At 37.4% G+C, this 25330-nt stretch carries 23 protein-coding genes; 17 read left to right on the forward strand and 6 right to left on the reverse strand.

Going from position 1 to position 25330, the window contains the following annotated elements:
• Positions 1 to 69 precede the first annotated feature (69 nt).
• From hutH to FB2170_RS04885, 3 genes are all read left to right on the forward strand, one after another.
• Positions 70 to 1650, forward strand: a complete 1581-nt coding sequence (gene hutH / locus FB2170_RS04875; RefSeq protein ID WP_013305409.1) for a histidine ammonia-lyase — start codon at positions 70 to 72, stop codon at positions 1648 to 1650.
• A gap of 62 nt (positions 1651 to 1712) precedes the next feature.
• Positions 1713 to 2960 (forward strand): imidazolonepropionase, encoded by a 1248-nt coding sequence (hutI, locus tag FB2170_RS04880; protein ID WP_013305410.1) that lies wholly within the window; start codon positions 1713 to 1715, stop codon positions 2958 to 2960.
• A 24-nt stretch (positions 2961 to 2984) separates the two neighbouring features.
• Entirely contained in the window at positions 2985 to 4985 is a 2001-nt protein-coding gene (locus tag FB2170_RS04885; protein WP_041633048.1) for a urocanate hydratase, read from the forward strand.
• Here FB2170_RS04885 and FB2170_RS04890 read toward each other — a convergent pair.
• Together FB2170_RS04890 and FB2170_RS04895 are read right to left on the reverse strand one after the other, a co-directional pair.
• On the reverse strand, positions 4982 to 5815 hold the full coding sequence (locus FB2170_RS04890) for a sugar phosphate isomerase/epimerase family protein (RefSeq protein ID WP_013305412.1): 834 nt from the start codon (positions 5813 to 5815) through the stop codon (positions 4982 to 4984). The genes FB2170_RS04885 and FB2170_RS04890 overlap by 4 nt on opposite strands.
• 8 nt (positions 5816 to 5823) lie before the next feature.
• Entirely contained in the window at positions 5824 to 6543 is a 720-nt protein-coding gene (locus FB2170_RS04895) for a phytanoyl-CoA dioxygenase family protein (RefSeq protein WP_148232061.1), read from the reverse strand.
• 89 nt (positions 6544 to 6632) lie between these two features.
• Here FB2170_RS04895 and FB2170_RS04900 point away from each other — a divergent pair, with 89 nt between their 5' ends.
• From FB2170_RS04900 to FB2170_RS04910, 3 genes are read left to right on the forward strand one after another with little or no spacing between them, the layout of a single operon-like run.
• The gene (locus tag FB2170_RS04900; RefSeq protein ID WP_013305414.1) at positions 6633 to 7499 is read left to right on the forward strand and encodes an AraC family transcriptional regulator; all 867 of its coding nucleotides are present in this window, start codon (positions 6633 to 6635) and stop codon (positions 7497 to 7499) included.
• A 10-nt stretch (positions 7500 to 7509) separates the two neighbouring features.
• A complete protein-coding gene (hutG, locus tag FB2170_RS04905) occupies positions 7510 to 8457 on the forward strand; it encodes a formimidoylglutamase (RefSeq protein ID WP_013305415.1) in 948 nt (315 codons plus the stop codon).
• A 1-nt stretch (position 8458) separates the two neighbouring features.
• Positions 8459 to 8794: a hypothetical protein gene (locus tag FB2170_RS04910; RefSeq protein WP_013305416.1), complete on the forward strand. Its 336-nt coding sequence runs from the start codon at positions 8459 to 8461 to the stop codon at positions 8792 to 8794.
• A gap of 54 nt (positions 8795 to 8848) precedes the next feature.
• Here the strand turns inward: FB2170_RS04910 and FB2170_RS04915 are convergent, their stop codons facing one another.
• Together FB2170_RS04915 and FB2170_RS04920 are read right to left on the reverse strand one after the other, a co-directional pair.
• Entirely contained in the window at positions 8849 to 10003 is a 1155-nt protein-coding gene (locus FB2170_RS04915; RefSeq protein WP_013305417.1) for a homogentisate 1,2-dioxygenase, read from the reverse strand.
• A 277-nt stretch (positions 10004 to 10280) separates the two neighbouring features.
• The gene (locus tag FB2170_RS04920; protein WP_013305418.1) at positions 10281 to 11558 is read right to left on the reverse strand and encodes an NAD(P)/FAD-dependent oxidoreductase; all 1278 of its coding nucleotides are present in this window, start codon (positions 11556 to 11558) and stop codon (positions 10281 to 10283) included.
• A gap of 214 nt (positions 11559 to 11772) precedes the next feature.
• Between FB2170_RS04920 and FB2170_RS04925 the strand changes: the two genes are divergently transcribed.
• Positions 11773 to 12984: a hypothetical protein gene (locus FB2170_RS04925; RefSeq protein ID WP_148232062.1), complete on the forward strand. Its 1212-nt coding sequence runs from the start codon at positions 11773 to 11775 to the stop codon at positions 12982 to 12984.
• Positions 12985 to 13029: 45 nt separating this feature from the next.
• Here the strand turns inward: FB2170_RS04925 and FB2170_RS04930 are convergent, their stop codons facing one another.
• Together FB2170_RS04930 and FB2170_RS04935 are read right to left on the reverse strand one after the other, a co-directional pair.
• The gene (locus FB2170_RS04930) at positions 13030 to 13932 is read right to left on the reverse strand and encodes a universal stress protein (protein ID WP_013305420.1); all 903 of its coding nucleotides are present in this window, start codon (positions 13930 to 13932) and stop codon (positions 13030 to 13032) included.
• Between the two features lie 147 nt (positions 13933 to 14079).
• Positions 14080 to 14781 (reverse strand): Crp/Fnr family transcriptional regulator, encoded by a 702-nt coding sequence (locus FB2170_RS04935; protein WP_013305421.1) that lies wholly within the window; start codon positions 14779 to 14781, stop codon positions 14080 to 14082.
• A 116-nt stretch (positions 14782 to 14897) separates the two neighbouring features.
• Here FB2170_RS04935 and FB2170_RS04940 point away from each other — a divergent pair, with 116 nt between their 5' ends.
• The 10 genes from FB2170_RS04940 (at position 14898) to FB2170_RS04985 (ending at position 25327) form a co-directional block, all read left to right on the forward strand.
• Positions 14898 to 17273, forward strand: a complete 2376-nt coding sequence (locus FB2170_RS04940; RefSeq protein WP_013305422.1) for a heavy metal translocating P-type ATPase — start codon at positions 14898 to 14900, stop codon at positions 17271 to 17273.
• A 73-nt stretch (positions 17274 to 17346) separates the two neighbouring features.
• Entirely contained in the window at positions 17347 to 17577 is a 231-nt protein-coding gene (ccoS, locus tag FB2170_RS04945; protein WP_013305423.1) for a cbb3-type cytochrome oxidase assembly protein CcoS, read from the forward strand.
• 2 nt (positions 17578 to 17579) lie between these two features.
• A complete protein-coding gene (gene ccoN, locus FB2170_RS04950) occupies positions 17580 to 19772 on the forward strand; it encodes a cytochrome-c oxidase, cbb3-type subunit I (protein WP_013305424.1) in 2193 nt (730 codons plus the stop codon).
• Positions 19773 to 19777: 5 nt separating this feature from the next.
• Complete coding sequence (locus FB2170_RS04955; protein WP_013305425.1) at positions 19778 to 19972, forward strand: CcoQ/FixQ family Cbb3-type cytochrome c oxidase assembly chaperone; 195 nt, start codon at positions 19778 to 19780, stop codon at positions 19970 to 19972.
• Positions 19969 to 20844, forward strand: coding sequence for a cbb3-type cytochrome c oxidase N-terminal domain-containing protein (locus tag FB2170_RS04960; protein ID WP_013305426.1), 876 nt, complete (start codon positions 19969 to 19971; stop codon positions 20842 to 20844). Before FB2170_RS04955 ends, FB2170_RS04960 begins: the two co-directional genes overlap by 4 nt.
• Positions 20845 to 20920: 76 nt before the next feature.
• Positions 20921 to 22339: a cytochrome c oxidase accessory protein CcoG gene (gene ccoG, locus FB2170_RS04965; RefSeq protein WP_013305427.1), complete on the forward strand. Its 1419-nt coding sequence runs from the start codon at positions 20921 to 20923 to the stop codon at positions 22337 to 22339.
• A gap of 27 nt (positions 22340 to 22366) precedes the next feature.
• Entirely contained in the window at positions 22367 to 22813 is a 447-nt protein-coding gene (locus FB2170_RS04970; RefSeq protein WP_013305428.1) for a FixH family protein, read from the forward strand.
• Positions 22814 to 22816: 3 nt separating this feature from the next.
• Entirely contained in the window at positions 22817 to 23521 is a 705-nt protein-coding gene (locus FB2170_RS04975) for a sulfite exporter TauE/SafE family protein (RefSeq protein ID WP_013305429.1), read from the forward strand.
• Between the two features lie 119 nt (positions 23522 to 23640).
• Complete coding sequence (locus FB2170_RS04980) at positions 23641 to 24927, forward strand: acetyl-CoA hydrolase/transferase family protein (RefSeq protein ID WP_013305430.1); 1287 nt, start codon at positions 23641 to 23643, stop codon at positions 24925 to 24927.
• Positions 24905 to 25327, forward strand: a complete 423-nt coding sequence (locus FB2170_RS04985; RefSeq protein WP_013305431.1) for a group III truncated hemoglobin — start codon at positions 24905 to 24907, stop codon at positions 25325 to 25327. The genes FB2170_RS04980 and FB2170_RS04985 overlap by 23 nt, the downstream gene beginning before the upstream one ends.
• Positions 25328 to 25330 lie beyond the last annotated feature (3 nt).

The following is a 25330-nucleotide window of genomic DNA, read 5'->3' on the forward strand; positions in this document are numbered from 1 at the left end:
TTGTTGATTTAATTGGTATTGGTAATTATCAAACTTATGCATTAAATTTATTTCACAAAAACATTTTCAATGATTTCAGTGCCTAAAACATTCAAGTTCGGTGAAGATTGGCTTACCTCAAGTACGGCGGTTGCCTTAGCAAATGGCAAAACCAGCATTGAACTTTCCGAATCTTCAAGAAAAAAAGTTAGGGCAAGCTGCCAAGTTGTACACAACATTGTTGAGCAGGGGCATCCGGTTTATGGAATAAACACAGGTTTTGGGCCACTCTGTACAACCAAGATTTCAAAAGAAGAGACACAAATACTCCAGTCTAATATTTTACAAAGCCATAGTGTGGGGGTAGGAAAACCTATTGCCAAGGAAATCGCCAAACTAATGCTCATCTTGAAATTACACTCTTTGGCAAAAGGCTTTTCTGGTATTTCTGAAGCAACCTTAGACCGCATTATTTGGCATATTGAGAATAACGCGATACCTGTGGTGCCATCTCAAGGTTCTGTTGGAGCCTCCGGTGATTTGGCTCCTTTATCACATTTGTTTTTACCTTTAATTGGACTGGGGAAAGTAGAATTTCAGGGAGAAATAATCAATGCTGCCGAATTATTCAAAAAAACTGGACTCACGCCTCTTGAACTAGGTCCTAAAGAAGGTTTGGCGCTTATAAACGGTACTCAGTTTATTGCAGCCCACGCAGTAAAAGTGGTAGAGAAATTACACTATTGCCTTTCACAAGCAGATATTATAGGCGCAATGATGATTGAAGGACTGCAAGGATCAATTAAGCCATTTTACAATGAACTGCATGCCTTACGACCCTTTAAAGGAAATATACACGTTGCCAAACGGATTAAAAGACTATTGAAAGGTTCACAAATAATGGAAGATCATGCCGATTGTGAACGTGTTCAAGACCCTTATTCCCTGCGCTGTATGCCCCAAGTGCATGGAGCTTCACGTAATGCATGGCTACATTTGAAAGAATTGTTGGAAGTTGAACTGAATTCAGTAACCGACAATCCAATTATCATTGATGAAGATTTGACCATTAGTGGTGGCAGTTTTCATGGACAACCCTTGGCAATGGCATTGGATTATGCTTGTTTGGCCGCTTCTGAAGTCGGCAATATTTCTGACCGAAGAATTTATTTGGCACTAGAGGGGAATAGCCCTGGTGTACCTAAACTCCTGATGGAAGATACCGGAATCAATTCCGGCTATATGATTCTTCAATATACGACGGCGGCATTAGCCAGTGAGAACAAAGGGCTTTGTTTTCCGTCAAGTGCTGACAGCATTCCCACTTCTTTGGGTCAGGAAGACCATGTGAGTATGGGTTCTATTGGAGGTCGCAAAGCTTTGCAGGTAATTGAAAATGTAGAGAAAATACTGGCTATTGAATTGTTAACCGCTTCTCAGGCATTTGAGTTCAGAAAACCCATGAAATCGGGACTTCTTTTAGATGAAGTTCATAAAGTAGTTAGAACAAAAGTCGCTTTTGCCGATAAAGACAGGGTATTCGCTAATGATATCGAGATTGGCATAGAAATGATTCGCAACAGAACCATTATCAATGTCATCAATAAAACCAAGAAAGAAAAAAAGATATCATTCAAAACGCCCTACTCAAACGAATTTGAAGTATTTTAAAACTAAATTTTTTCGCTATTTTCTCCTAAGAGGAAAATCATCTCATAATTAAGTCAATTAGCATGAAACTAATAGGTCCTTTTAAACAAATAATTCCCATGACCGGCCTTTCACTGAAAGGTGCAATCAAAGATTCACAATTAACAATTATAAAAGATGGTGGGATTTTAGTCCAAGACGGTCATATACATTCAATTGGCACCTATGAAGAATTGCTGCGATCAGCTGAATTACATAATGTTGAAATACATAAACTTAATGGAGACCACACCTGCTTACCTGGTTTTGTAGATGCACATACCCATATTTGTTTTGGCGGATCTAGGGCCAATGATTATGCCATGCGAAATTCAGGTAAAACTTATCTAGAAATATCAAAAGCTGGTGGCGGAATTTGGGATACAGTTACCCAAACAAGAAAGGCTACAAAGGAAGAATTAATTAAGGGCATAGTTAAGAGAGCCAAAAGACACTTATCTAACGGAGTGACAACTATTGAAGTTAAGAGCGGTTACGGACTTTCCATTCCCGAAGAGCTAAAAATGCTTTACGCGATTAAAGAAGCCAATGCATCACTTTCTACAGATTTGATCAGTACGTGTTTAGCGGCTCATATGTTCCCCAAGGATTACGAAGGAAGTCCATCGGACTATTTAGCAGAAATGGCTTCTGAACTACTTCCAAAATTAAAGACTGAAAATTTAGCCACTAGAGTAGATGCTTTTATCGAAGAAGGAGCCTTCACTGCTGAATTAATTGAGCCCTATTTTAAAAAAGCACATGAATTAGGGTTTGATATTACGGTTCATGCTGATCAATTTTCTACTGGAGGGAGTAAAGTTGCGGTAAATTTCATGGCAATAAGTGCCGACCACTTGGAAGCAAGTACGAATGCTGAAATTTCATTATTGGCAAAAAGTGATGTCATTTCAATAGCCTTACCTGGTGCATCTTTAGGCCTTGGCTGTGCTTTTACTCCTGCCCGAAAAATACTTGATCAAGGTGGAGCATTGGCCATTGCAAGTGACCACAACCCTGGTTCTGCACCAATGGGAGACTTATTGACCCAAGCTGCAATTTTAGGAACGTTCCAAAAATTGAGTAATGCAGAGGTATTAGCTGGAATAACTTTTCGGGCGGCAGCAGTCTTAAATCTAAAGGAAAGAGGGCAATTGAACCCTGGTTTTTTAGCCGATCTAAGTATTTTCCACACAAACGACTATAAAGAAATATTATACAATCAGGGTAATTTTAAACCGTGCATGGTTTGGAAAAAAGGAGAACTGGTATATAACAAACATAAGCACTAAATCCAGATGCAAACAAATAGTGAAATGAATTTCAAATCCCAAATTCTTCAAGGTATTCCAAATGAACTTCCTCCAAAAAGGGAGCGTTCCGTATCTGTTAGCCATGCCCCCAACCGAAAGGACATTCTTTCTTTGGAAGAAAAAAAATTGGCCATTCGCAATGCCTTAAGATATTTCCCAAAACAATGGCATTCAGAGCTAGCTAAAGAGTTTGCACAAGAACTTAAAGATTACGGCCGAATTTATATGTACAGATTCAATCCCGAATATGATATATATGCCAGGCCTATTGATGCGTATCCTGCGAAAACTCCTCAAGCGTCAAGTATCATGTTGATGATCCAAAATAATTTGGACCCGGCAGTTGCACAACATCCCGAGGAATTGATTACCTATGGAGGTAACGGAGCGGTTTTCCAGAACTGGGCCCAGTACCTGTTGACCATGAAATATTTGGGAACTATGACCGAGGAGCAGACCTTGCATATTTATTCTGGTCATCCAATGGGACTTTTTCCTTCTTCAAAAGAAGCTCCAAGAGTTGTAGTCACTAATGGGATGATGATTCCTAATTATTCACAACCTGATGATTGGGAAAAATACAATGCCTTAGGAGTCACCCAATACGGTCAAATGACTGCAGGTTCCTATATGTATATTGGACCACAAGGTATTGTTCATGGCACAACCATAACAGCCATGAATGCTTTCAGAAAAGTATTGAAGCAGGATGAAACACCGAAAGGTAAAATATTCCTAACCTCAGGATTGGGAGGAATGAGCGGTGCACAACCCAAGGCTGGAAACATTGCTGGTTGCATTACTATTTGCGCAGAAGTGAATCTAGTTGCAGCAAAAAAAAGACATGAACAAGGATGGGTCGATGAATTAATCACCAGCATTGATGAATTAGTATCGAGAACCAACCGAGCTGTTCAAAACAATGAAGTTGTTTCTTTAGCTTATGTGGGTAATATTGTGGAGGTCTGGGAACGCTTTGATACTGAAAATATATTCATTCATCTGGGCTCTGATCAAACGTCATTACACAATCCTTGGGCAGGTGGATATTATCCTGTTGGATTGGATTTTGAAGAATCAAATGATTTAATGGGCAATGACCCCAAAGCTTTCAAGGAAAAGGTTCAAGAATCATTGCGCAGACAAGTAAATTCCATTAACAAGCACACTGCCAAAGGAACATATTTTTTTGATTACGGTAATGCCTTTCTTTTAGAATCATCAAGGGCGGGGGCTGATGTAATGGCAAAGAATAATATCGACTTTAAATACCCTTCTTACGTTCAAGATATTTTAGGGCCAATGTGTTTCGACTATGGTTTCGGACCTTTTCGTTGGGTGTGCACATCGGGGAAGTCAGAGGATTTACAAAAGACCGATGCTATTGCTCTCGAAGTAATGAAGGAGATAAAGAAGGAAGCCCCAGAAGAAATTCAACAACAAATGCAGGACAACATCACCTGGATTCAGGAAGCAGAACAAAATAAATTAGTCGTTGGGTCGCAAGCAAGAATATTATACGCAGATGCCGAAGGAAGATCTAAAATAGCGGAAGCCTTTAATCAAGCAGTCAAAAAGGGTGGAATTACGGCTCCGGTAGTTCTTGGGCGCGACCATCATGATGTTAGTGGCACTGACTCACCCTTTAGGGAGACCAGTAATATATATGATGGCAGCAAGTTCACTGCCGATATGGCCATACACAATGTGATAGGTGATAGTTTTCGCGGTGCCACATGGGTATCCATTCACAATGGCGGAGGTGTTGGCTGGGGAGAAGTCATAAATGGCGGATTTGGTATGGTTCTAGATGGCTCAGCAGAGGCTTCAAAGCGATTGAAAAATATGCTTTTTTATGATGTGAACAATGGCATTTCACGAAGAAGTTGGGCAAGAAACAATGAGTCAATATTTGCCATAAAACGCGAAATGGAACGAACTCCTGAATTATCGGTTACATTACCTAATATAGTTGAAGATGGACTGCTAGAAGATTTGTTCTAAATAGACTCCCGTTCTTTTGCCTCCCAGGCTTCAAGAATTTCCTTTTTTATGAATTGATTAATCTCCCATTGATTTTCTAAAGGAATTGTAGTGTCTTTGTGATATAAACTATATGGGTGTGGACCATATTCCGGTGTTATGGTAATAGATGAACTTCTATTGTTTTTAGCATTTTGAAGCATTGCAACCCACCACTTTTTGAACTGATCAAGTTCAAGAGTATAATTACTATCCCTTGGATCTATTACCTGTGCACTCTGCGAAGACCCTACCCTAGCATGAATATGATGTGTATGGGCAATAGCTTTTTTGACCGCTTCTTCTTGATTTTCCAATAACGTTTCAGCTACGCAGCACCAATGCGAAAAATCAGCAGTGAGTTTAAGAAACGGCAACTCCTTTAAATAAGCATGGCAAGAATGGGCTGCAAAAGAAAACCTTGAGCGATGTGTTTCATGGGTTATTTTCACTCCAACTTCGTCTTCTATTTTCCCTGCTATAATAAGCAGTTCCTTATTCTGTTCAAAGGAGAAAAAATCCATTCCTGTGTGCGAATTAATAAGAAGTGGACTTGCTTCGGCCAAATTATATAAATGTGTTCGGTACTTTTCTTTATGGGCTTTAAAGCCTATTTCCTTAGTTTCCCAATGTTGTCCAATGAATTTTAAATCAAAGTCCTTGAGTAGGTCTAGTATTTTATTTCTTGCCTTTTTCTCCAAGGGCAAATCTATTTCAATACCATCATAACCATTCTTTTTCACCAAATCTAAAAAAATGGGCCATTCGATATCTGTACTTCCCCAACGAGGGTATATAAATTTTATTTGCACTTATTTCTTTATTTCTGTCTAACTTTTCTCGCTCCTGTATGGTCGATTCCTTGCTTGCGCTCCAAAGCAATCATTTCTTCAGGCCTAAAATTAAGGATTAAAGCTCTTCTTTGATTCTTAGTTGTATTCCCTTTACTGAAATGCAATGTAAATCCATCATGAAATGAACATCCACCCATATTTAAAGGGACGCAAATTGCATTATTTTCTGAAGGCTCACAATACAATGCACCACCATTTGGTAATGCCTTATGTGGCAAGATGGTTAAATCCTTTTCTTTAGGTACAAACCACATACAACCATTCTCCTCGCAAACATCATCTAAAGCAATCCAACAACTAACAGATCTTTTATCCGGCAATTCAATCCAATAGGCCGCATCTTGATGCCATGGAGTTTGTGTATCTGTAAATGGCGCTTTATTGATCAACATATCAAAATCCAATTCCATGTCTTGCCCTAATAACTCTTTTGCATATTTAGTGGCCACCTCATAAGCCTTACTATTCAACAAATCTGGCTCTAAAATACTCGGCCTCATTATCTGAGTGATTTTTTCAACCGTCGCTCCTTGCGTATTACCGCCTGATAAATCACTCCTCAAACCAGTGGTACGTTCCTTGTCTCCTAACAACATATCATATATTGTTCTTAACCTTTCAACTTCTGTAACTGGAATCAGTTGCTCTAAATATGCAAAACCATCTCTTACAAACTTATTTTTCATGGATTTCATTTTTTGTTTCACAAGTATAAGACCATTTCAACTCCAAAATCTTTCAAATTTGTTGTACCTTACTTTTTTATACAAATACAATGCATAAGCAAACAAATGAGCGAATAGTTTTTAAACTGGATGAACTTGGTATTCCTAGGTGTCTTCAATTTGGGCATTATAAATATAACCATGTGAAGCCTGCCTTAAAAAACCATGTTCATCCTAAAATCATTGAAATTTGTTATTTTCTTAAAGGTGTTCAATGCTACCAAATTGGTCAGAAAATCTTCGAACTAAAAGGCAATGACATTTTAATAATCGCACCAGACACCTTACACAGCACAGGAATGTATCCTGAAGATAAGGGTGAGCTATATTGGATTCAGGTGTCATTAGAACAAAAAAAGGGAGCACTTTGTTATCTGCCTGAGAACCAATCAGACTTTTTACTTCAAAAACTAAGCGGTAGTGCCCATTCTATATTCAAAGGGTCCTTTAAACTAAAGTCAATATTAATGCGATTGGAAAAGGAGCTGTTCAAACCCAAAGATATAATGACAGAATTGAATACGAATCAGCTTATTCTTCAATTATTGCTCGAAACCCAAGCCGCTTCAGAAAACAAACAGGAACCCGCCCCCAAATATCGACTACAGCAAATCGACAGTTTTATAAATGACCAAATGGAAAGACCAATATTTGTAGATGAATTAGCATCCTTGATTAACTTATCGGTTCCTTATTTTAAGGCTTGGTTCAAAAAGCAGCAAGGTTTACCTCCCAAAGAATATATTAACCGTTTGAAAATAGAAAGAGCTAAAGCGGATCTTTTAATTAAACCCTCAATCACCCAAGTTGCTTTTGACCTTGGTTATGGCTCATCTCAATATTTTTCCACCTCTTTTAAAAAGTATACGGGTATTACGCCAAAATCATATATTGCAATAACAAAACAATTAAATTGAACAACAACACATGAGCTACAATAAAGCCCCTAAGATTGAGTTTTGGACAGGTAGAAAATCTGAAGAGGAATTGTATCTACATGAAAAAGTTGAATTTTCTGATTCTATTACCAAAAAAGAGGGAATTACAGCCCTATTAGGATACCTATGTGATGAAGGTGTAAAACGGAACCAAGGCAGGGAAGGCGCTGTTGCTGGGGCAGATGCCATTAGAGCTCAGCTTGCAAAAATGCCAAATCATTTAGAAAAAAACGCCAGCTTAATTGATTATGGAGATATCACTTGCATTGATGGAAATATGGAAGAAAGCCAAGCAGTATTGGCACAAAAAGTTACTGAATTATTAAAGTATAAGGCACTACCGATTTTACTCGGAGGCGGGCACGATATTGCCTATGGTCATTATAACGGGATTAGAGAATATCTTGGCATCCAAAAGTCTATCGGAATCATAAATTTTGATGCCCATTTTGATTTACGATCCAACAAGAATGGCAATAATTCGGGAACTCCTTTTTTTCAGATCGCTGAGGATTGTCAAAAATCAAACACCTCTTTCAATTATCTCTGTTTAGGTATACGAAAAGATGCGAATGACAAGAATTTATTCAGAACTGCAAAAAAACTTGGTGTTGGTTTTATTGAAAACAAGAAATTTTCGATGGATAATGCTAAAAGCATCGCAGACGAGTTACTGGATTTTCTAGGAAAGGTAGACCATGTGTATGTAACTATTGATTTAGATGGGTTTTCATCGGCCTATGCGCCGGGAGTAAGTGCCCCATCACCTATGGGATTCTCACCAAAAATAGTACTCGAATCACTTGAATTAATCTTGAAATCAGATAAATTGATTTCTATGGATATTGCTGAAATGAATCCGAAATACGACATTGACAATCAAACAGCCAAACTAGGTGCTTCACTTATTCATTATGTGATGCACAGCAAATTTTGATATGGAACAGATAATACTTGGCACGAAACCTTCCTTTCTAATTGAATTACACAATGATTCTTTTGAAATTCATGAAAACGGAAATGAAAACCAAATATTTGAATATGCTTTTGTGGATTCCCTGAGGGTTTCTAAACGAATCAATTGGTTAGTAACTGTTCTAAGTTTTATCACTGAATTTTTATTAAATAGTAGTGGCAATGTTTATAAAGAAAGGGATGTCTTAAGATTCAATTATCAAGGCAAGCCTCAAAAATATTCTCTAAAAGATTGTGATATTAAATTGGCACTACAAACCATTAACAGAATCAATGATATTATTAGAACTGTCAAATAATTCTATCCTTTGTACTATTTCAAAAGCCTCATTCTTCCATTGTAATTAAAAAGATTACAACCAAGATTGATAATACGAGCCATCATCAATATCCAAAGCTAACTGGGTCAATTGCAACGGTTTAAAGGTATCGACCATTACAGCTAATTCCTCAGTTTTGGCTTTACCTATACTCGCTTCATATGTTCCGGGATGAGGACCATGCGGTATACCGGCAGGATGGAGTGATATATACCCTTTGTCTATATTATTCCTACTCATGAAATCCCCGTCAACATAATACAACACCTCATCAGAATCAATATTTGAGTGGTTATACGGCGCAGGGATAGCCTCTGGGTGATAATCATACATTCGAGGCACGAACGAGCAGACGACAAAAGTGTTTGTTTCAAAAGTTTGGTGCACTGGTGGTGGCTGATGAACCCGCCCTGTTATTGGTTCAAAATTGTGGATTGAAAATCCATAGGGGAAATTATATCCGTCCCAACCAACAATATCAAAAGGGTGCGAAGCATAAACCATATGGTGTAACTGCCCCTGCTTTTTTACTTTCATAACGAATTCTCCAACTTCATCGTGGGTTTGCAAATTCTGAGGCAACTTAAAATCCCGTTCACAAAAAGGAGAATGTTCCAAATGTTGCCCAAACCAATTTCGATAACGTTTGGGAGTATATATAGGGCTGTATGATTCGGTGATTAAAAGTCGATTATCTTCTGTATCAAATTCAATCTGATAAATCATTCCACGAGGAATCAAAAGATAATCACCATATTCAAATGGAATTTCACCCAACATAGTCTTTAATGTTCCTGATCCTCTATGTATAAAAAGTAATTCATCAGCGTCGGCATTTTTATAAAAATATGAGGTCAATGATTTTCTCGGTGCTGCGAGTGCCACATTAACATCAGAATTAAAAAGAACAATTTTTCGGCTTTCCAAATAATCGTCTTCCGGCTGAACCTGAAAGCCTATTAACAATCTAGACTTTATATTGTGCGGCACAGCAGCTTTTGGAGAAACATCTATGCTATCTGCAACCTCCTTTACCATGGTTGGTCTTTGTAGATGGTACATTAAAGACGACATACCATCAAACCCGATGGTACCAAACAATTGTTCGTGGTGTAAAGATCCATCTTCCTTTTTAAAAACTGTATGTCTTTTCTGTGGAAGCTTCCCTAGTTTATGGTATAATGGCATACTCGTATTTTTACATTATCATCAATAAAAATACGATAAAGCCCCTTTTCAATAAAATTAAATCAAGTATAAATAGGCTGCAATGATAATCTATCAATATTCACGATTGCAAATTGGCGCATAAAAAAAAGCCTCCCAGTTTTGGAAAGCCTTTCATTGGTATATGCCCGAAGGACATTTTCACCATGACCCCAACACAAGATTGAAGCCCAACACAACACTACAAATATACAAAGGTTTTTGTTATTTGAATTAGTTCTTTGGTCAATTCTAATAACTATTCTTTACCCCTATATGGACGAACAATCAATCTGGCCGCCTTATCAAAATTTATGTAATTATATGCCCAGTTAAAAAAGACAATTACCCTGTTCCTAAATCCCACTAAAGCCATTAAATGAACAAACATCCAAATAAACCAAGCGAAGAATCCTCCAAATTTTGCGTTTTTTAAATCCACAACCGCCTTATTTCTGCCGACGGTTGCCATAGTACCTTTATCATAGTATTTAAAAGGCACCATATTTTTATCCTTTACCAGATTCTTTAGGTTTTTTGCCAAATGTTCTCCCTGTTGAATTGCTGGTTGAGCAACTTGAGGATGTCCTTTAGGGTAGGTTTCAGTTTCCATATAGGCAATATCCCCAATGGCGAAAACATTTTTATAACCTTCAACCTGACTAAACGCATTCACTTTAAATCTATTTAATCGATTCTCCAGTACTTCACCATTAAATCCATCTATTGCTGCACCAGTAACCCCCGCTGTCCAAATAAAATTCTTTGTTCTAATGGTTTCCTTATTTTTCAAAACCATGGTTTCTCCGTCATAATCCTGAACTATGGTATTCAAATGAACATTTACCCCTAGCCTATCTAAAAACTTAATCGCTTTTCTAGAAGCTGTCTCACTCATAGGAGGTAATACTCTTGCCGCCCCTTCGAATAAATGAATCTGCATTTCAGAAATATTCAGATGCTTATAATCTTTAGGAAAAACATTGTTCTTGAGTTCGGCGAAAGCCCCTGCAAGCTCAACTCCCGTTGGTCCTGCTCCAATAATACAAAAATTCAAAAGAGACCTCCGCTCATTCTCATCTTCGCAATCATCAGCTTTTTCAAAATTCTGGAGCATTAAACTTCTAATATTCAATGCTTGGGGCACATTCTTCATGGACATTGCGTATTTCTCAATATTATTGTTACCGAAGAAATTGGTTTTTGTACCGGTAGCCATGACTAGGTAATCATATGACAAACTCCCAATAGAAGTTTCTATTAATTGTTTCGAAGGATTTATTTGCTCCACCGTAGACCATCGAAAATGGAAGTTGTCCAAATTTTTTAAAACCTTTCTTAATGGGTAAGCAATCGAGTCCGGGTCAAGACCACTTGTAGAAACTTGATATAACAAAGGTTGAAATGTATGGTAGTTATGTTTATCTATCAATACAAGTTGAACATCAAGATTCTTCAGTTTTTTTGCTAGGGATATCCCAGCAAAACCACCACCGATAATTACAATCCTCTTTTTATTGGTCTGGGGTATATTCATATGATCGTTTTTGTAAAATTAATTCATATATAACGGTTCTATGATACATTTAGACGGTTATCACAACGAATCTTTAAAAAGTTCAAAAACACATAATTAGGACAAGCCGTTCATCGGATCCACTTTTAACGAATTATCTTACAATTAGTCGTGAAACACACAAAGTTTCTTACTTGGTTTTTACTTTTATTACACCCAACCATCAATAACAACTATGCTAAGAATTAGTTTAAAATCGATTTCTGCCCTAGTCTTCATGTCAGTCATACTAGCATGTACCAAAGATGATATTGAATTAATTGAAGGCCCAGATATGATCATTAATGTTCAACAACCCCCTTTATCCGATTCAAATAAGACTGTTCCAACTTCAGATTTTGAAAAATCTATTCTTTGGATTGAAAATATGCAATCAAACAATGGTTTATTGGAAAGTTCTGAAAACACCGATTTTGTTTCTTTATATGATAACTCATTGGCTGCTCTAGTATTTATAGAACTAAAACAACTTGATCGAGCCGAACGAATATTTGATTTTTTTCAAGGCAAAATTAATAGCGAATTGCTAAATAATAATGGTGGGTTTTACCAATTTAGAAATTCTTTAGGAGAAAACGGAAGTCGTACCTGGATGGGTGATAATGCATGGCTGTTAATAGCACTGAACAAATATCACGAAATCACAGAAAACAACAAATACCAACAGATGGCATATGAGCTTGACGAATGGTTAAGAAGTTTACAAGATTCGGATGGCGGACTTTGGGGAGGTTATAATGAAAACGGTACTGTTATACCAAAAGTTACTGAAGGGATGATAACAGCATTCAACGCGGTTAAAGGATATGATGATTTTCATAAGAACATCTTGGTCTTCTTAGAGAACAATCGTTGGGATACAACAAACAAATTTCTTGTCGCATGGCCAGAAAACCCTGAATATAATCATGCCCTGGATTTACATTCATTGGGTGGGTTAATCCTAAAAGGGTATTCACCCGAAAACCTAATGCAAGCTGAGCGGTTTTTAAATACACAAATATCAACAGTTAATGGATTAGAAATTTCAGGCTACTGTTTTGACGAAGATAAAGACGTAGTATGGTTAGAGGGTACTGCTCAAATGGCAACAGCCCACAAGTTTTTGAACAACAACTCAATTGCAGAGGAATTATTGATAGAACTCGAAAAATCCTTTATAAACAGTGCTTTAATATCAAATGCCAAAGGTATACCGTATACTACAAATAATGGAACCAACTTTGGTTCAGAGATGCTCTGGAACCATGCGGATTTAGCTCCCACCCTTTCAGCAACAGCATGGTACATATTTGCCAAAAAGGGATTTAATCCATTAGGTCTAAATGAAGAGAAGGAAATTCCTTCAGCAGAAAAATTCTGGATTGCCGAAACAAGTATCAATTAAACTATTGAATTTTCTAAATCCTTTTGAAATCTTACATAAGGCATACTAGTCGGCCACAACATTTTTGGTGACCTTAGTTGATCTTGTGGGTTTACTCATTCCCAATTCAGGAATTACCAGCAAAGGAATCTGGGTATGAAAAGCCATACGCTTGACCACTGGTTCACGGGTCATCTTTTCCATATAACTATGTTGGAAATTTAACATGGCCAAAAGATGAATATCAAGTTCCTGGGTAAACACCTCCAAAGTTTTGGACACAGAAGTCAATTCGGATACCGTATGAACATAATGCTCTACTCCATCAAGATACTTTCGAAGCATATTTAGATTGAACATTTGGATCTCAGTCAAGGCCTTGATTTCATACTGTACATGTACAATACGAATTGCTGCTTTGAACGATTTGGCCAAATCAATCATTGGCTGAAGTTCTGAAAGTGAATAAAACCTATTAAAGTCGGTCGCAAATGCAATTTCTGAAGGACTCCTGTAGATGAAATTATGGGGAATTGCCAATACAGGACAATTTTTTACTGACTTAATAATCCGAACCGTATTGCTGCCCATAAAAACCTCATCGAGACCAGATGCCCCTTTGGTTCCAGTAATAATCAAATCTATACCAATACGCTCAACAATATCCTTAATCTCATCAACCAACAAACTGAAAGATGAAATGGTCTTAAATTCATGACCATTGAAATTATACTCCTTTTTTATTTTACTTAGCAGATTTTTTAACCCGCGTTCTGAATTGTTTTTTGCGCCTTCTTCAAGATTTCCATTACTCAAAGAAGTTGCCATAAACCTACTATTCGCAATTGCCGGCGTATAGGTATTCAATAAATGAAAAATACATTCTTCATCCTTGAACAATTCAATGGCATACCTGGTTGCATTCCATGCATTCTCTGAAAAGTCCGTAGGCAACAATATATTCTTCATTCCAATTTTATTTTTAACGGGATAAAATTATTGGAACGCTTTCACGGAAACTATGACTTATATCAGTTTTTGAATTTTAGTAAAACGCTATAATATATGGTAATTGAGAATAAAGTCAGACTAAGTTGCAATACGAAAGTTAGTAGTTTAAAAACCTTCTATAAGATCTTGGAGCATTTTTTCATCGATCACACCAATTTTTTTACCAGAGGTTTTAATCATGCCTTTTTTCTTGAATTCAGAAATTATGCGAATAGCAGACTCAGTAGCAGTACCAACAACATTGGCAATATCCTCTCGGGAAAGGGTTAAATTCAAAAATCCTTGATTATCCTCTCCATAATTGCTCCTTAAATAAAGAAAAGCTTCAGCAATTCGTTGCTTCACGGTTTTTTGTGACATGTTCACAATAACATCATCAGCTTCTTTAAGATCATGCGCCATATGACGCAATACTTCCACCGCAAAATCAGGATTTTGATTTAAGGTATGAACAATACTATCCTTTGGAATAAAACAAACCTCCATGTCACTTACTGCAACTGCACTTAGATTGGTAGACTCCTCAGCAATTACGGAGCGTTGCCCCATTACCTCACCTTTACTGGCCAGTTTAACAATCTGATCTTTCCCATTTGCACTCAATTTAGAGAGTTTTGACACCCCGTCCCGAACACAGAACACACCATCAAGTTTGTCGCCTTCTTCAAATAGGGCTTCTCCTTTTTTTACTTTTTTGGTAATTTTAGAATCTGATACTTTTTTCAATTCCGTTTTACTCATTGCTCGCAAAGAATTGAATTGTCGAATAATACAATTCTCACATCTAGATTGTTCTCCCTGCTCCATATGGTATTTAATTAATGCTCACTGAATAATTCAATAAAAATATCGAAAAGATGACAAATATCATATATATCTTTGGCAAAGTTACAAATATTTGCGGCAGGTATAAGTAAATGTAAATGGATAAAGTCAACTGTTATCATTGTGGTGACGATTGTGGCAATAGACCTATTGAACATGATGGGCGAAATTTCTGTTGCAATGGCTGCAAAACAGTTTATGATATTTTTTCATCAAATGACCTTTCCTATTACTATGATTTACAGTCTTTCGCAGGAGCTACCCCGACCGCCGTTGAGGGTAAGTATGACTTCCTGAAAGAAAATACTATTGTTGAGAGGCTATTAGAGTTTAAGGAGGATAAACTAAATATTGTAAATCTGTACATACCTCATATTCATTGTAGTTCTTGTATTTGGATTTTGGAAAACCTGAACAAATTAAATGCCGCGATAAGCAGTTCACAAGTAGATTTTCCTAAAAAGACAGTTCGTATCGTATTTAATCCCGAAGTATTAGACTTGAAAGGGTTGGTGATTCTTTTGGCAAGAATCGGTTATGAACCTTACATTTCCCTTGACGATTATGACAAGGGTGCTAAAGAAGTAAATCGCAGTTTAATCTATAAATTAGGTGTTGCAGGATTTGCTTTCGGAAATGTCATGTTCTTATCATTTCCTGAGTATTTCGAGGTAAATGAATTCTGGTTAGAACAATATAAAGGGGTTTTTAGATGGCTAATGTTCATTTTCTCTTTACCTGTTGTATTCTATGCAGGTCAAGATTATCTTATTTCTGCATATAAAAGCGTAAGGACTGGAATTTTAAATATTGATGTACCCATTTCTTTAGGCATCTTGGTATTGTTTATCAGGAGCACCCTTGAAATTATCTTTGATTGGGGCACTGGTTTTTTCGATAGCCTAACGGGGTTAATATTTTTTCTTTTGCTGGGAAAATTCTTCCAGCAAAAAACATATTCATTTTTATCATTCGAACGTGATTACAAGTCATACTTTCCAATTGCCATTACTCGCATAAATACGGAGCATAACGAAGAAACTGCCCAGGTCTATGACATTAAAAAAGGGGATAGATTACTGATTCGCAATGAAGAGTTGATTCCTGTAGATGGCATATTGATCAATGGCAGAGCTCAAATCGATTATAGTTTTGTTACGGGTGAATCTGAGCCTGTTTTTAAGGAATCTGGAGACAAAATATATGCTGGCGGCAAACAACTTGATGGTGCGATTGAAATGGATGTCCTCAAAACAGTTTCACAAAGTTATCTAACCCAATTATGGAGTAATACGGTTTTTGAAGACGATAGATCAAGTAGATTTCAAACACTAACCGACAGTATTGGCAAAAGATTCACATTGGCCGTTTTAACCATTGCTTTTGTTTCAACAGCACTTTGGCTTTACATTGACAGTAGCATGGCAATGAATGTATTTACTGCGGTATTGATTATTGCATGCCCTTGTGCCATTGCTCTGGCAGCACCTTTTACATTAGGCAACATGTTACGGATTTTCGGATGTAAAAAATTCTACTTAAAAGATACCCAGACTATTGAACAACTGGCCCAAATTGATACTGCTATTTTTGACAAAACCGGCACCATTACCACAACCCAAAAAAGCAGTGCAACTTATGAAGGGATGCGACTTACGTTAGAGGAAGAATCCTTATTAAAAAACACATTAAGAGCCTCGAACCATCCATTAAGTCGTACTCTATACGATATGTTGGCGACCCATAATATAGTACCCCTTGATGATTATCATGAACATTTGGGAAAGGGCTTGGAAGGTAAAAAAGATGACGATCATATTAAGGTAGGTTCCGCCGAATTTGTAGGCAACAAAACTGATATTGATTCTCAAAAGACATCTGTCCACATAAGTAACAATGATAACTACAAAGGCCGTTTCGTATTCCACAATCACTACCGTAAAGGCCTAAAGGAAGTATTTAGTAAATTGGATACCGAATTTCATTTAGCCATATTATCCGGGGATAATGAAGGTGAAAAAAACCGATTGGAAAAAATAATACCGAAGCTCACCCCCATGTATTTCAATCAAAAACCCGATGATAAGCTGAGTTTCATAAAAACGTTACAAGAACAGGGTAAAAAAGTGATGATGGTAGGTGATGGGTTAAATGACGCAGGAGCATTGGCACAAAGTAATGTAGGCATAGCCATATCAGAAAACGTGAATGTCTTTTCACCCGCCTGTGATGGCATTCTCGATGCATCAAAGTTTAAACAATTATACGATTACATCAATGCTTCCAAAAAGGCGATGAAAATTATTAAGTTAAGTTTTTTACTATCATTTTTATATAATGTAATTGGTTTGTATTTTGCGGTTACGGGACAGTTAGAGCCTGTAATTGCAGCAATTTTAATGCCCTTAAGTTCTATAAGTGTGGTTGGGTTCACTACTTTTGCAACAAACCTATTGGGGAAAAAATTAAAATAGTTTTAAAAACTGACAAAAGTCATTTTATGTACTTTTTCAGCAATGTAGTTTTACGGCGAAATTCAGGTAAGGTATGAGTGTCATATATGTGTTATTGACTATTAGCATCATTGTTGCTATAATCTTTTTCACTGCGTTTATTATTTCTGTCAGGAGTGGGCAGTACGATGATTCGTATACCCCTTCTGTGCGCATGCTGTTTGAAGATGAGTTGGTAAAACCCAGCAGTTCTTTAGACAATGATAGTACAACTGAGAAATTTGAAAATAAATCAATCCAACTAAATAAAAGTCAAAAATTGTAATTATGGAAGTACAACAGTTTTATTACGATAATAAAATCGTAAAAAAATTCATTTACGCTACAATGCTTTGGGGTATTGTTGGTATGTCCGTGGGTCTAATATTGGCCTTCATGTTTCTTTTTCCGAACATGACCGATGGCATATCTTGGTTAAGTTTTGGTCGTTTAAGACCCTTGCACACTAATGCGGTTATCTTCGCTTTCGTAGGTAACGCCATGTTTGCCGGTGTTTACTATTCGACACAGCGATTATTAAAAGCCAGAATGTTCAATGATACATTGAGCAACATTAATTTCTGGGGATGGCAATTGATTATAGTTGCCGCAGCGCTTACACTTCCCTTAGGGTACACTACTTCCAAGGAATACGCTGAGCTGGAATGGCCGATTGATATCGCCATAACACTCATTTGGGTAGTATTTGCGTGGAACTTTATCGGAACTTTATTAAAGAGAAGACAACGTCATTTGTACGTTGCCATTTGGTTCTACCTTGCGACTATCGTCACTGTTGCAGTACTTCACATATTTAATAGTTTAGAGTTACCGGTTAGTGCTTTGAAAAGTTACTCTGTGTATGCAGGTGTACAAGATGCCCTTGTACAGTGGTGGTATGGGCATAATGCAGTGGCATTTTTCTTGACTACACCTTTCTTAGGCTTAATGTATTACTACGTTCCTAAGGCTGCCAATAGACCTGTTTACTCCTACAGATTGTCCATTGTTCACTTCTGGTCATTAATATTCATCTATATCTGGGCAGGACCTCACCATTTATTGTATTCTTCATTACCAGACTGGGCCCAAAATTTAGGTGTTGCCTTTTCAGTAATGTTAATTGCGCCTTCTTGGGGTGGTATGATCAACGGATTGTTAACACTTCGTGGTGCATGGGATAAGGTTAGAACAGACCCAACATTGAAATTCATGGTTGTTGCAATTACCGGTTATGGCATGGCAACATTTGAAGGCCCAATGCTTTCCCTTAAAAACGTAAACGCAATTGCACATTTTAGTGACTGGATTATAGCACACGTTCACGTTGGTGCCTTAGCCTGGAACGGTTTCTTAACCTTTGGTATGATTTATTGGTTGGTGCCAAAAATGTTTAAAACAAGGTTGTTTTCTACACCAATGGCAAACTTCCATTTCTGGATAGGGACTTTGGGTATAATACTTTATGCTCTGCCGATGTACGTGGCCGGTTTCACACAGGCCCTGATGTGGAAAGAATTTAATCCTGATGGAACATTGGCTTATGGTAACTTCTTGGAAACAGTCAATGAAATTATTCCAATGTTCTGGATGCGTGCCATTGGTGGTAGTCTATACATCATAGGTGCCCTTGTAATGGTCTACAACATTGTGGTTACGATTAAAAATGGAAGTAAAGTTGAGGACGAATTGGCAGAAGCAGCAGCTTTGACCAGAGTTTCAAAAAGCAGAACGGCCGGAGAAACTTTCCATACCTGGCTTGAACGTAAGCCTATCCAATTAACGATTTTAGCAACTATTGCCATCCTAATTGGTGGTATTGTACAGATTGTACCTACAATTTTGGTTAAATCAAACATACCTACTATTACAAGTGTTAAACCATATACACCATTAGAATTGGAAGGTCGAGACTTGTACATTCGCGAAGGTTGTGTAGGTTGCCATTCTCAAATGGTACGTCCGTTTAGAAGTGAGGTAGAACGTTATGGTGAATATGCCAAAGCGGGAGAATTCGTTTATGACCATCCATTCCTATGGGGTAGTAAACGTACTGGTCCAGACTTGTTACGCGTTGGAGGCAAATATTCAGACAGCTGGCATTTTAACCATATGTATGACCCACAGAGTACTTCTTCAGGATCAATTATGCCTGCATATCAATGGTTGATTCTTGACGAACATGATCGCAGCAATATACAAGGCAAAATGCAAGCTATGGTTAGTTTAGGTGTTCCTTATACCGATGAGGATATCTCTAATGCCAATACTTCTATTGAAGAACAAGCAGCAAGCATTGTTGAAAGACTAAAGGAAGATCCAGATTTAAAAAGATCTTTTGAAGAAAATGAATCAACGGTTGGCGCAAATTATGTTCCAATGAAAGACCGTGAAATTGTTGCCATGATAGCATATCTTCAACGATTGGGCACCGACATAAAGGTGAAGGAAACAGGAGAACTTTTATCAGAAAATAAGTAAATATCATGTTGAAATTCGTAAAAAACCATATGGAAAGTATAGAGGGCATCGCCACCTATCCCATGATTTCGTTGCTTATATTCTTTGTCTTTTTCGCACTACTTTTTTGGTGGGTTTTCACTGCTAAAAAAGAATATATCAAAGAAGTAAGTAATATTCCCTTAGAAGATAACAACCAAAATATTAAACAAGAATTATGAAAAATTTATCACCCTGGTGGATAAGAATCCCCGTAATCTTCTTCATCGTATTCGGATTGATGGAGTACTTTATAGACTCTGGTGAAAAACCAGCTATTATCGAATACCCGATTACACAGTTCTTTATGCTGATGGTCTTATTAATTCTAATTGCTATAGAATTAGTATTAAAATCCATAGAGAATATCATGTTCCAAACCCTTAGTGAAGATGCAAAAGAGCGTTATCTTGAAGCAAAATCTTCGAATGAATGGGCGTGGGGCAATAAAGTTTGGAATAAACTTACGGGCAACAAACCTATTGAAAAAGAAGGTGAGATTATTTTGGATCACAATTATGATGGCATTAAAGAACTTGATAACGAATTACCGCCATGGTGGGTTTGGATGTTCTACGCCACAATTATATTTGGTGTGGTTTACTTGGTTCGTTTTCATATTGCAGGGGATTATGATCAAGCCTTGGAGTATGAGCAAGAAGTTGCTGCGGCCACCCTTGCCATAGAGGAATACAAAAAAACAGCCAAAGATCTTGTTGACGTCAATACAGTTGAAATATTGACCGATGCCGCTGACCTCAGTGCTGGTAAAACTATATACGAAACAACCTGCGTGGCTTGTCACATGGCTGACGGTGGTGGTGGCATTGGACCAAACCTTACAGATGAAAACTGGATATTAGGTGGTGGCATCAAAAATGTTTTTAACACAGTTGCGGAAGGTGGTCGAGATGGAAAAGGTATGGTAGCCTGGAAACAAACACTTAAACCAATTGAAATTGCTCAAGTGTCAAGTTATTTGCTAACATTCCAAGGAACAACTCCTGCCAATCCAAAAGCACCGGAAGGTGATGTTTGGGCAGAAGAGAACTAACCTTTTGAAAAGCAACCGATTTTGTCAAGGTTGCATTTTATGAACACCAATCTTTTTCTTTAAAAGAGATTAAGCAATGGCACAAGACAGTGATAATTTCAGGGATTCAATAGGCACGATTAGCGAAGAAGGTAAACGTGCCTGGGTTTTCCCAAAAAAACCCAGTGGTAAATTTTATAAATACAGAAAGTATGTCAGCTATTTTTTATTGGCTTTTCTGATTCTTTCCCCTTTTATAAAAATCAATGGCAACCAGTTTTTAATGTTCAATGTTTTGGAACGTCGTTTCAATATATTCGGTTTTCCATTTTGGCCACAGGATTTTCACCTGTTCGTTGTTTCAATGATTATTGGGGTCATTTTCATTGCGTTATTTACAGTGGCATTTGGCCGTATATTCTGTGGATGGATGTGCCCTCAAACCATTTTTATGGAAATGGTCTTCCGAAGAATCGAATTTTGGATTGATGGTGACCGTGGAGCACAAAGACGGTTGGATAAGCAAGAATGGAACGCCGAGAAAATTAGAAAAAGACTGCTGAAATGGTTTGTTTTCTTTTTGATATCATTTATAATAGCCAATGTGTTTCTTGCTTACTTAATCGGAAGCGACAGACTAATTCAATATATTACCGATGGCCCATTGCAACATGTAAGTACATTGGTCTCGCTATTGATTTTTACCGCTGTTTTCTATTTTGTTTTTGCTTGGTTCAGAGAACAAGTATGTATCATAGCTTGTCCTTATGGAAGGATGCAGGGCGTTTTATTGGACAACAAATCAATTATCGTAGCCTATGATCACAAGCGAGGAGAAGGAGAAAGCGGCAGGAAGAAAATCCGTAAAAATGAGGATCGCGATGCACTAGGACATGGCGATTGCATAGATTGTAAACAATGTGTTCATGTTTGCCCTACTAATATTGATATTCGTAACGGAACTCAATTGGAATGTATTAATTGTACCGCCTGTATAGATGAGTGTGATGCGATAATGGAGAAAATAGACAAACCTAAAGGTTTGATCCGTTATGCCAGTGAGGATGAGATTACCAAGAAAGAGAAGTTTAAATTCACGCCTCGTCTAAAAGGATACACTGCCGTATTGGTCATCTTAACAGGTATTCTTATCGGCATGCTTTTCTTACGTAATGATTTGGAGGCCAATATTCTTAGGCTGCCAGGTCAGCTTTACGAACGCAAAGAAGGTAACATAATCAGTAATGTATACACTTATAAATTGATTAATAAAACAACAAAGGAAATTCCCGATGTAAGCTTTAAACTTATCTCACATGAAGGCACCATTGAATTGGTAACCCATGAGAACTTTATCGTCCCAGCTCAAAATTTGGCAGAAGGCACCTTGTTTATAGAAATAAACAACTCAGTCTTAAATGGCGATAAAGACAAGTTAAAGATCGGAGTATATAGCGGTGAAAAATTAATCGAAACCACCACGGCAAGATTTTTGGCGCCAAGAAATTATAATTAGAAATATTTCTAGTTAAAAAACAGTATTATGAAGATCAATTGGGGAACAGGTATAGTTTTGGCATTTATCGCCTTCATTGGGTTTATTCTATTCTTTGTGGTAAAAATGAGTATTGACACCAAAGCAAATCACGATTTAGTCACTGAGGAGTATTACAAAGAAGAATTAGCCTACCAAAAAGAGATAGATGCAGAAAACAATGCCAAAAAATTATCCTCCAACCTTAAGATTCAAAAAAGTCTGGGAGGATTAATGGTTCAATTCCCGGATAATATCAATCCAGAAAAAATAAAAGGTAAAGTGTCCCTTTACAGGCCATCCAATAAACACTTGGATTTTGACTTACCCATAAGTTTATCCAATTCACATTTGCTCATACCTGACAAACGTTTGTTGGATGGTCGCTGGGACATTAAAATTGAATGGGAATATCTTGAAAAACCCTATTTATTTAAAAAAAGCATAACCTATTAACACATGTTACTATCAGCAATAGCTTTAGGCCTAATGGGAAGTTTACACTGCGTTGGCATGTGTGGACCCATCGCCTTTATGCTTCCTGTTGATAGAACCAATAATTTCAAAAAATTATTTCAGATACTTACTTACCATTTTGGGCGTCTGATGGCCTACGGAATTATCGGACTGCTTTTTGGGCTTTTAGGTAAAGGGCTGTATGTTTTTGGCATACAACAAAAGCTCTCAATCATCATTGGTGTTTTAATGATTGTTATTGCACTTGTGCCTTATAAAACCTTTGGCAAATACAATCTCTCTAAACCGGTTTTCAGGATTATATCAAAACTAAAAAGTAAGTTAGGCAAGGAGCTCCAAAAGAAAACTCCAGATACGTTCCTCACCATAGGTTTCCTAAACGGTTTTCTCCCATGTGGTTTAGTGTATATGGCTCTTTTTGGAGCTGTAGCCATGGGGAATGCAGCGGAAGGTAGTTTATATATGATTCTTTTTGGGCTCGGCACCATTCCTTTAATGACCACGGCAATTTATATGAGTGGTTTTTTGAAAAGTTCGGCAAAAAGAAGAATTCAACAATTAATTCCAGTTTTTGTAGTGGTAATAGGAGTACTTTTCATTCTTCGAGGAATGGGACTGGGTATTCCTTACATTTCTCCAAAACCAGTAATAGAGATGGCGTCAAGTACTATGGAGTGCCATCCTTGAAATTTTGTAATGCTTGGTTTTTGTTCATTTATCAAGAATGCTTGATTGGTATTCTTACTTGGCCATGGATAAAAATCAAATAAATAAAAAAAGGATTTTTAAATTTATAATAAAATAGCATGGACAATTCATTCAAAAAAGTTTCAATTGAAGAAGCAATCTCAATTGTAAAATCTGGTGATCGCATTTTTGTTCAAGGAGCAGCGATGACTCCAAATACCCTGGTAAATGCATTATGTGAACAAAGATATAAAGAACTCGAGGATGTTGAAGTGGTATCAATCCACACCGATGGAGAAGTTAAATATGCAATCCCCCCATACAGCCAGGCATTTAAAATCAACAGTTGTTTTGTAGGAGGAAACGTTAGAAAAGCGGTTAACACGAACCAAGGAGATTATATTCCAATCTTTTTAAGCGAAATAGGCCTTTTGTTCCGAAGAAATGTTCTTCCCCTTGATGTTGCAATTGTACAAGTTTCCCCACCGGACCGTCACGGATTTTGTTCTTTGGGAGTTTCAGTGGACGTTGTTCTACCAGCGATTCAAACGGCCAAAAAAGTTATTGCCCAGGTTAACCCTCATGTTCCAAGAACACATGGAGATGGTATTATTCATGTACGTAATATTGACTTCGCGATAGATGTAGACGACCCCATACATACGTATAACCCAACAGAACTCACAGAAACAGATGAACTAATAGGTAGACATGTTGCAGAATTGATTGAAGATGGGGCTACTTTACAATTGGGAATTGGTAATATCCCAAATGCTGTATTGAACAATTTGGGTAATCATAAGCGATTGGGTGTACATACTGAAATGTTTTCGGACGGACTTTTACCATTGGTAGAAAAAGGTATCGTTACGGGAGAGGATAAAATTATGAATGTAAGAAAGATTGTAACTTCTTTCGCAGCTGGGTCCCAAGATTTATATGATTTTATCAATGACAATCCACTGGTACAGTTTAAAGAAGCTGCCTATACAAATGATACCGCGGTAATCAGAAGAAACCCTAAAGTAACCGCCATTAACAGTGCAATAGAAATAGACCTTACAGGACAAATTTGTGCCGATAGCATCGGCTACAGACATTTTTCCGGTGTAGGTGGTCAAATGGACTTTATTAGAGGCGCAAGGCTTTCTGAAGGAGGTAAACCAATCTTTGCACTATCTTCGCAAACCGGTAGGGGAGTTTCGAAAATAACCTCTCATTTGCGGGAAGGTGCAGGTGTTACAACCACAAGGGCTCACGTTAACTATATTGCAACTGAGTATGGAGTGGTGAGTCTGTTTGGTAAAAACCTCCACCAACGGGCAAAAGCATTAATTTCTATAGCACATCCCGACCACCGAGAGGCCTTGGAAAAAGCAGCGTATGAAAGGTTCGGAAGACCATAATATGAAGAAAAAACATGACATTGGAAATAGGGCTGATATCACATTGTTGGTAGAAACCTTCTACACAAAGATTAGGGCCGATGAAGTTTTGGGTCCTATTTTTAATGGCATTATAAAAGACTGGGGTAGTCACTTGACTCTACTCATCGATTTTTGGGAAACACAACTTTTGTTGATTCGAAAATATCATGGAAACCCAATTCTTGCCCATCAGGAGGTCGATGAGAAAATGAGCCATGAAATTAACCCGGAACATTTTGGTTTATGGCTAAACCTATGGTTTGAGACCTTGGATGAACTATTCGAAGGAGAGACAGTCTGGGTAGCAAAAAATCGTGCTCAGAAAATGTCGACAATGCTTTACATGAAGATGTACGAAAACAGAACTCAAAATTCCTAAACA

The organism is Maribacter sp. HTCC2170 (genome assembly GCF_000153165.2).
Classification (GTDB): domain Bacteria; phylum Bacteroidota; class Bacteroidia; order Flavobacteriales; family Flavobacteriaceae; genus Maribacter_A.

Coding starts and splice junctions, on each gene's coding strand:
- FB2170_RS04955 (WP_013305425.1), top strand. CDS start 19,778: ATGTTGAAATTCGTAAAAAACCATATGGAAAGTATAGAGGGCATCGCC.
- FB2170_RS04925 (WP_148232062.1), top strand. CDS start 11,773: ATGCTAAGAATTAGTTTAAAATCGATTTCTGCCCTAGTCTTCATGTCA.
- ccoS (WP_013305423.1), top strand. CDS start 17,347: ATGAGTGTCATATATGTGTTATTGACTATTAGCATCATTGTTGCTATA.
- FB2170_RS04900 (WP_013305414.1), top strand. CDS start 6,633: ATGCATAAGCAAACAAATGAGCGAATAGTTTTTAAACTGGATGAACTT.
- FB2170_RS04885 (WP_041633048.1), top strand. CDS start 2,985: ATGAATTTCAAATCCCAAATTCTTCAAGGTATTCCAAATGAACTTCCT.
- FB2170_RS04960 (WP_013305426.1), top strand. CDS start 19,969: ATGAAAAATTTATCACCCTGGTGGATAAGAATCCCCGTAATCTTCTTC.
- FB2170_RS04935 (WP_013305421.1), bottom strand. CDS start 14,781: ATGGAGCAGGGAGAACAATCTAGATGTGAGAATTGTATTATTCGACAA.
- hutH (WP_013305409.1), top strand. CDS start 70: ATGATTTCAGTGCCTAAAACATTCAAGTTCGGTGAAGATTGGCTTACC.
- FB2170_RS04915 (WP_013305417.1), bottom strand. CDS start 10,003: ATGCCATTATACCATAAACTAGGGAAGCTTCCACAGAAAAGACATACA.
- FB2170_RS04920 (WP_013305418.1), bottom strand. CDS start 11,558: ATGAATATACCCCAGACCAATAAAAAGAGGATTGTAATTATCGGTGGT.
- hutI (WP_013305410.1), top strand. CDS start 1,713: ATGAAACTAATAGGTCCTTTTAAACAAATAATTCCCATGACCGGCCTT.
- FB2170_RS04930 (WP_013305420.1), bottom strand. CDS start 13,932: ATGAAGAATATATTGTTGCCTACGGACTTTTCAGAGAATGCATGGAAT.
- FB2170_RS04970 (WP_013305428.1), top strand. CDS start 22,367: ATGAAGATCAATTGGGGAACAGGTATAGTTTTGGCATTTATCGCCTTC.
- hutG (WP_013305415.1), top strand. CDS start 7,510: ATGAGCTACAATAAAGCCCCTAAGATTGAGTTTTGGACAGGTAGAAAA.
- FB2170_RS04895 (WP_148232061.1), bottom strand. CDS start 6,543: ATGAAAAATAAGTTTGTAAGAGATGGTTTTGCATATTTAGAGCAACTG.
- FB2170_RS04940 (WP_013305422.1), top strand. CDS start 14,898: ATGGATAAAGTCAACTGTTATCATTGTGGTGACGATTGTGGCAATAGA.
- FB2170_RS04985 (WP_013305431.1), top strand. CDS start 24,905: ATGAAAGGTTCGGAAGACCATAATATGAAGAAAAAACATGACATTGGA.
- ccoG (WP_013305427.1), top strand. CDS start 20,921: ATGGCACAAGACAGTGATAATTTCAGGGATTCAATAGGCACGATTAGC.
- ccoN (WP_013305424.1), top strand. CDS start 17,580: ATGGAAGTACAACAGTTTTATTACGATAATAAAATCGTAAAAAAATTC.
- FB2170_RS04975 (WP_013305429.1), top strand. CDS start 22,817: ATGTTACTATCAGCAATAGCTTTAGGCCTAATGGGAAGTTTACACTGC.
- FB2170_RS04980 (WP_013305430.1), top strand. CDS start 23,641: ATGGACAATTCATTCAAAAAAGTTTCAATTGAAGAAGCAATCTCAATT.
- FB2170_RS04910 (WP_013305416.1), top strand. CDS start 8,459: ATGGAACAGATAATACTTGGCACGAAACCTTCCTTTCTAATTGAATTA.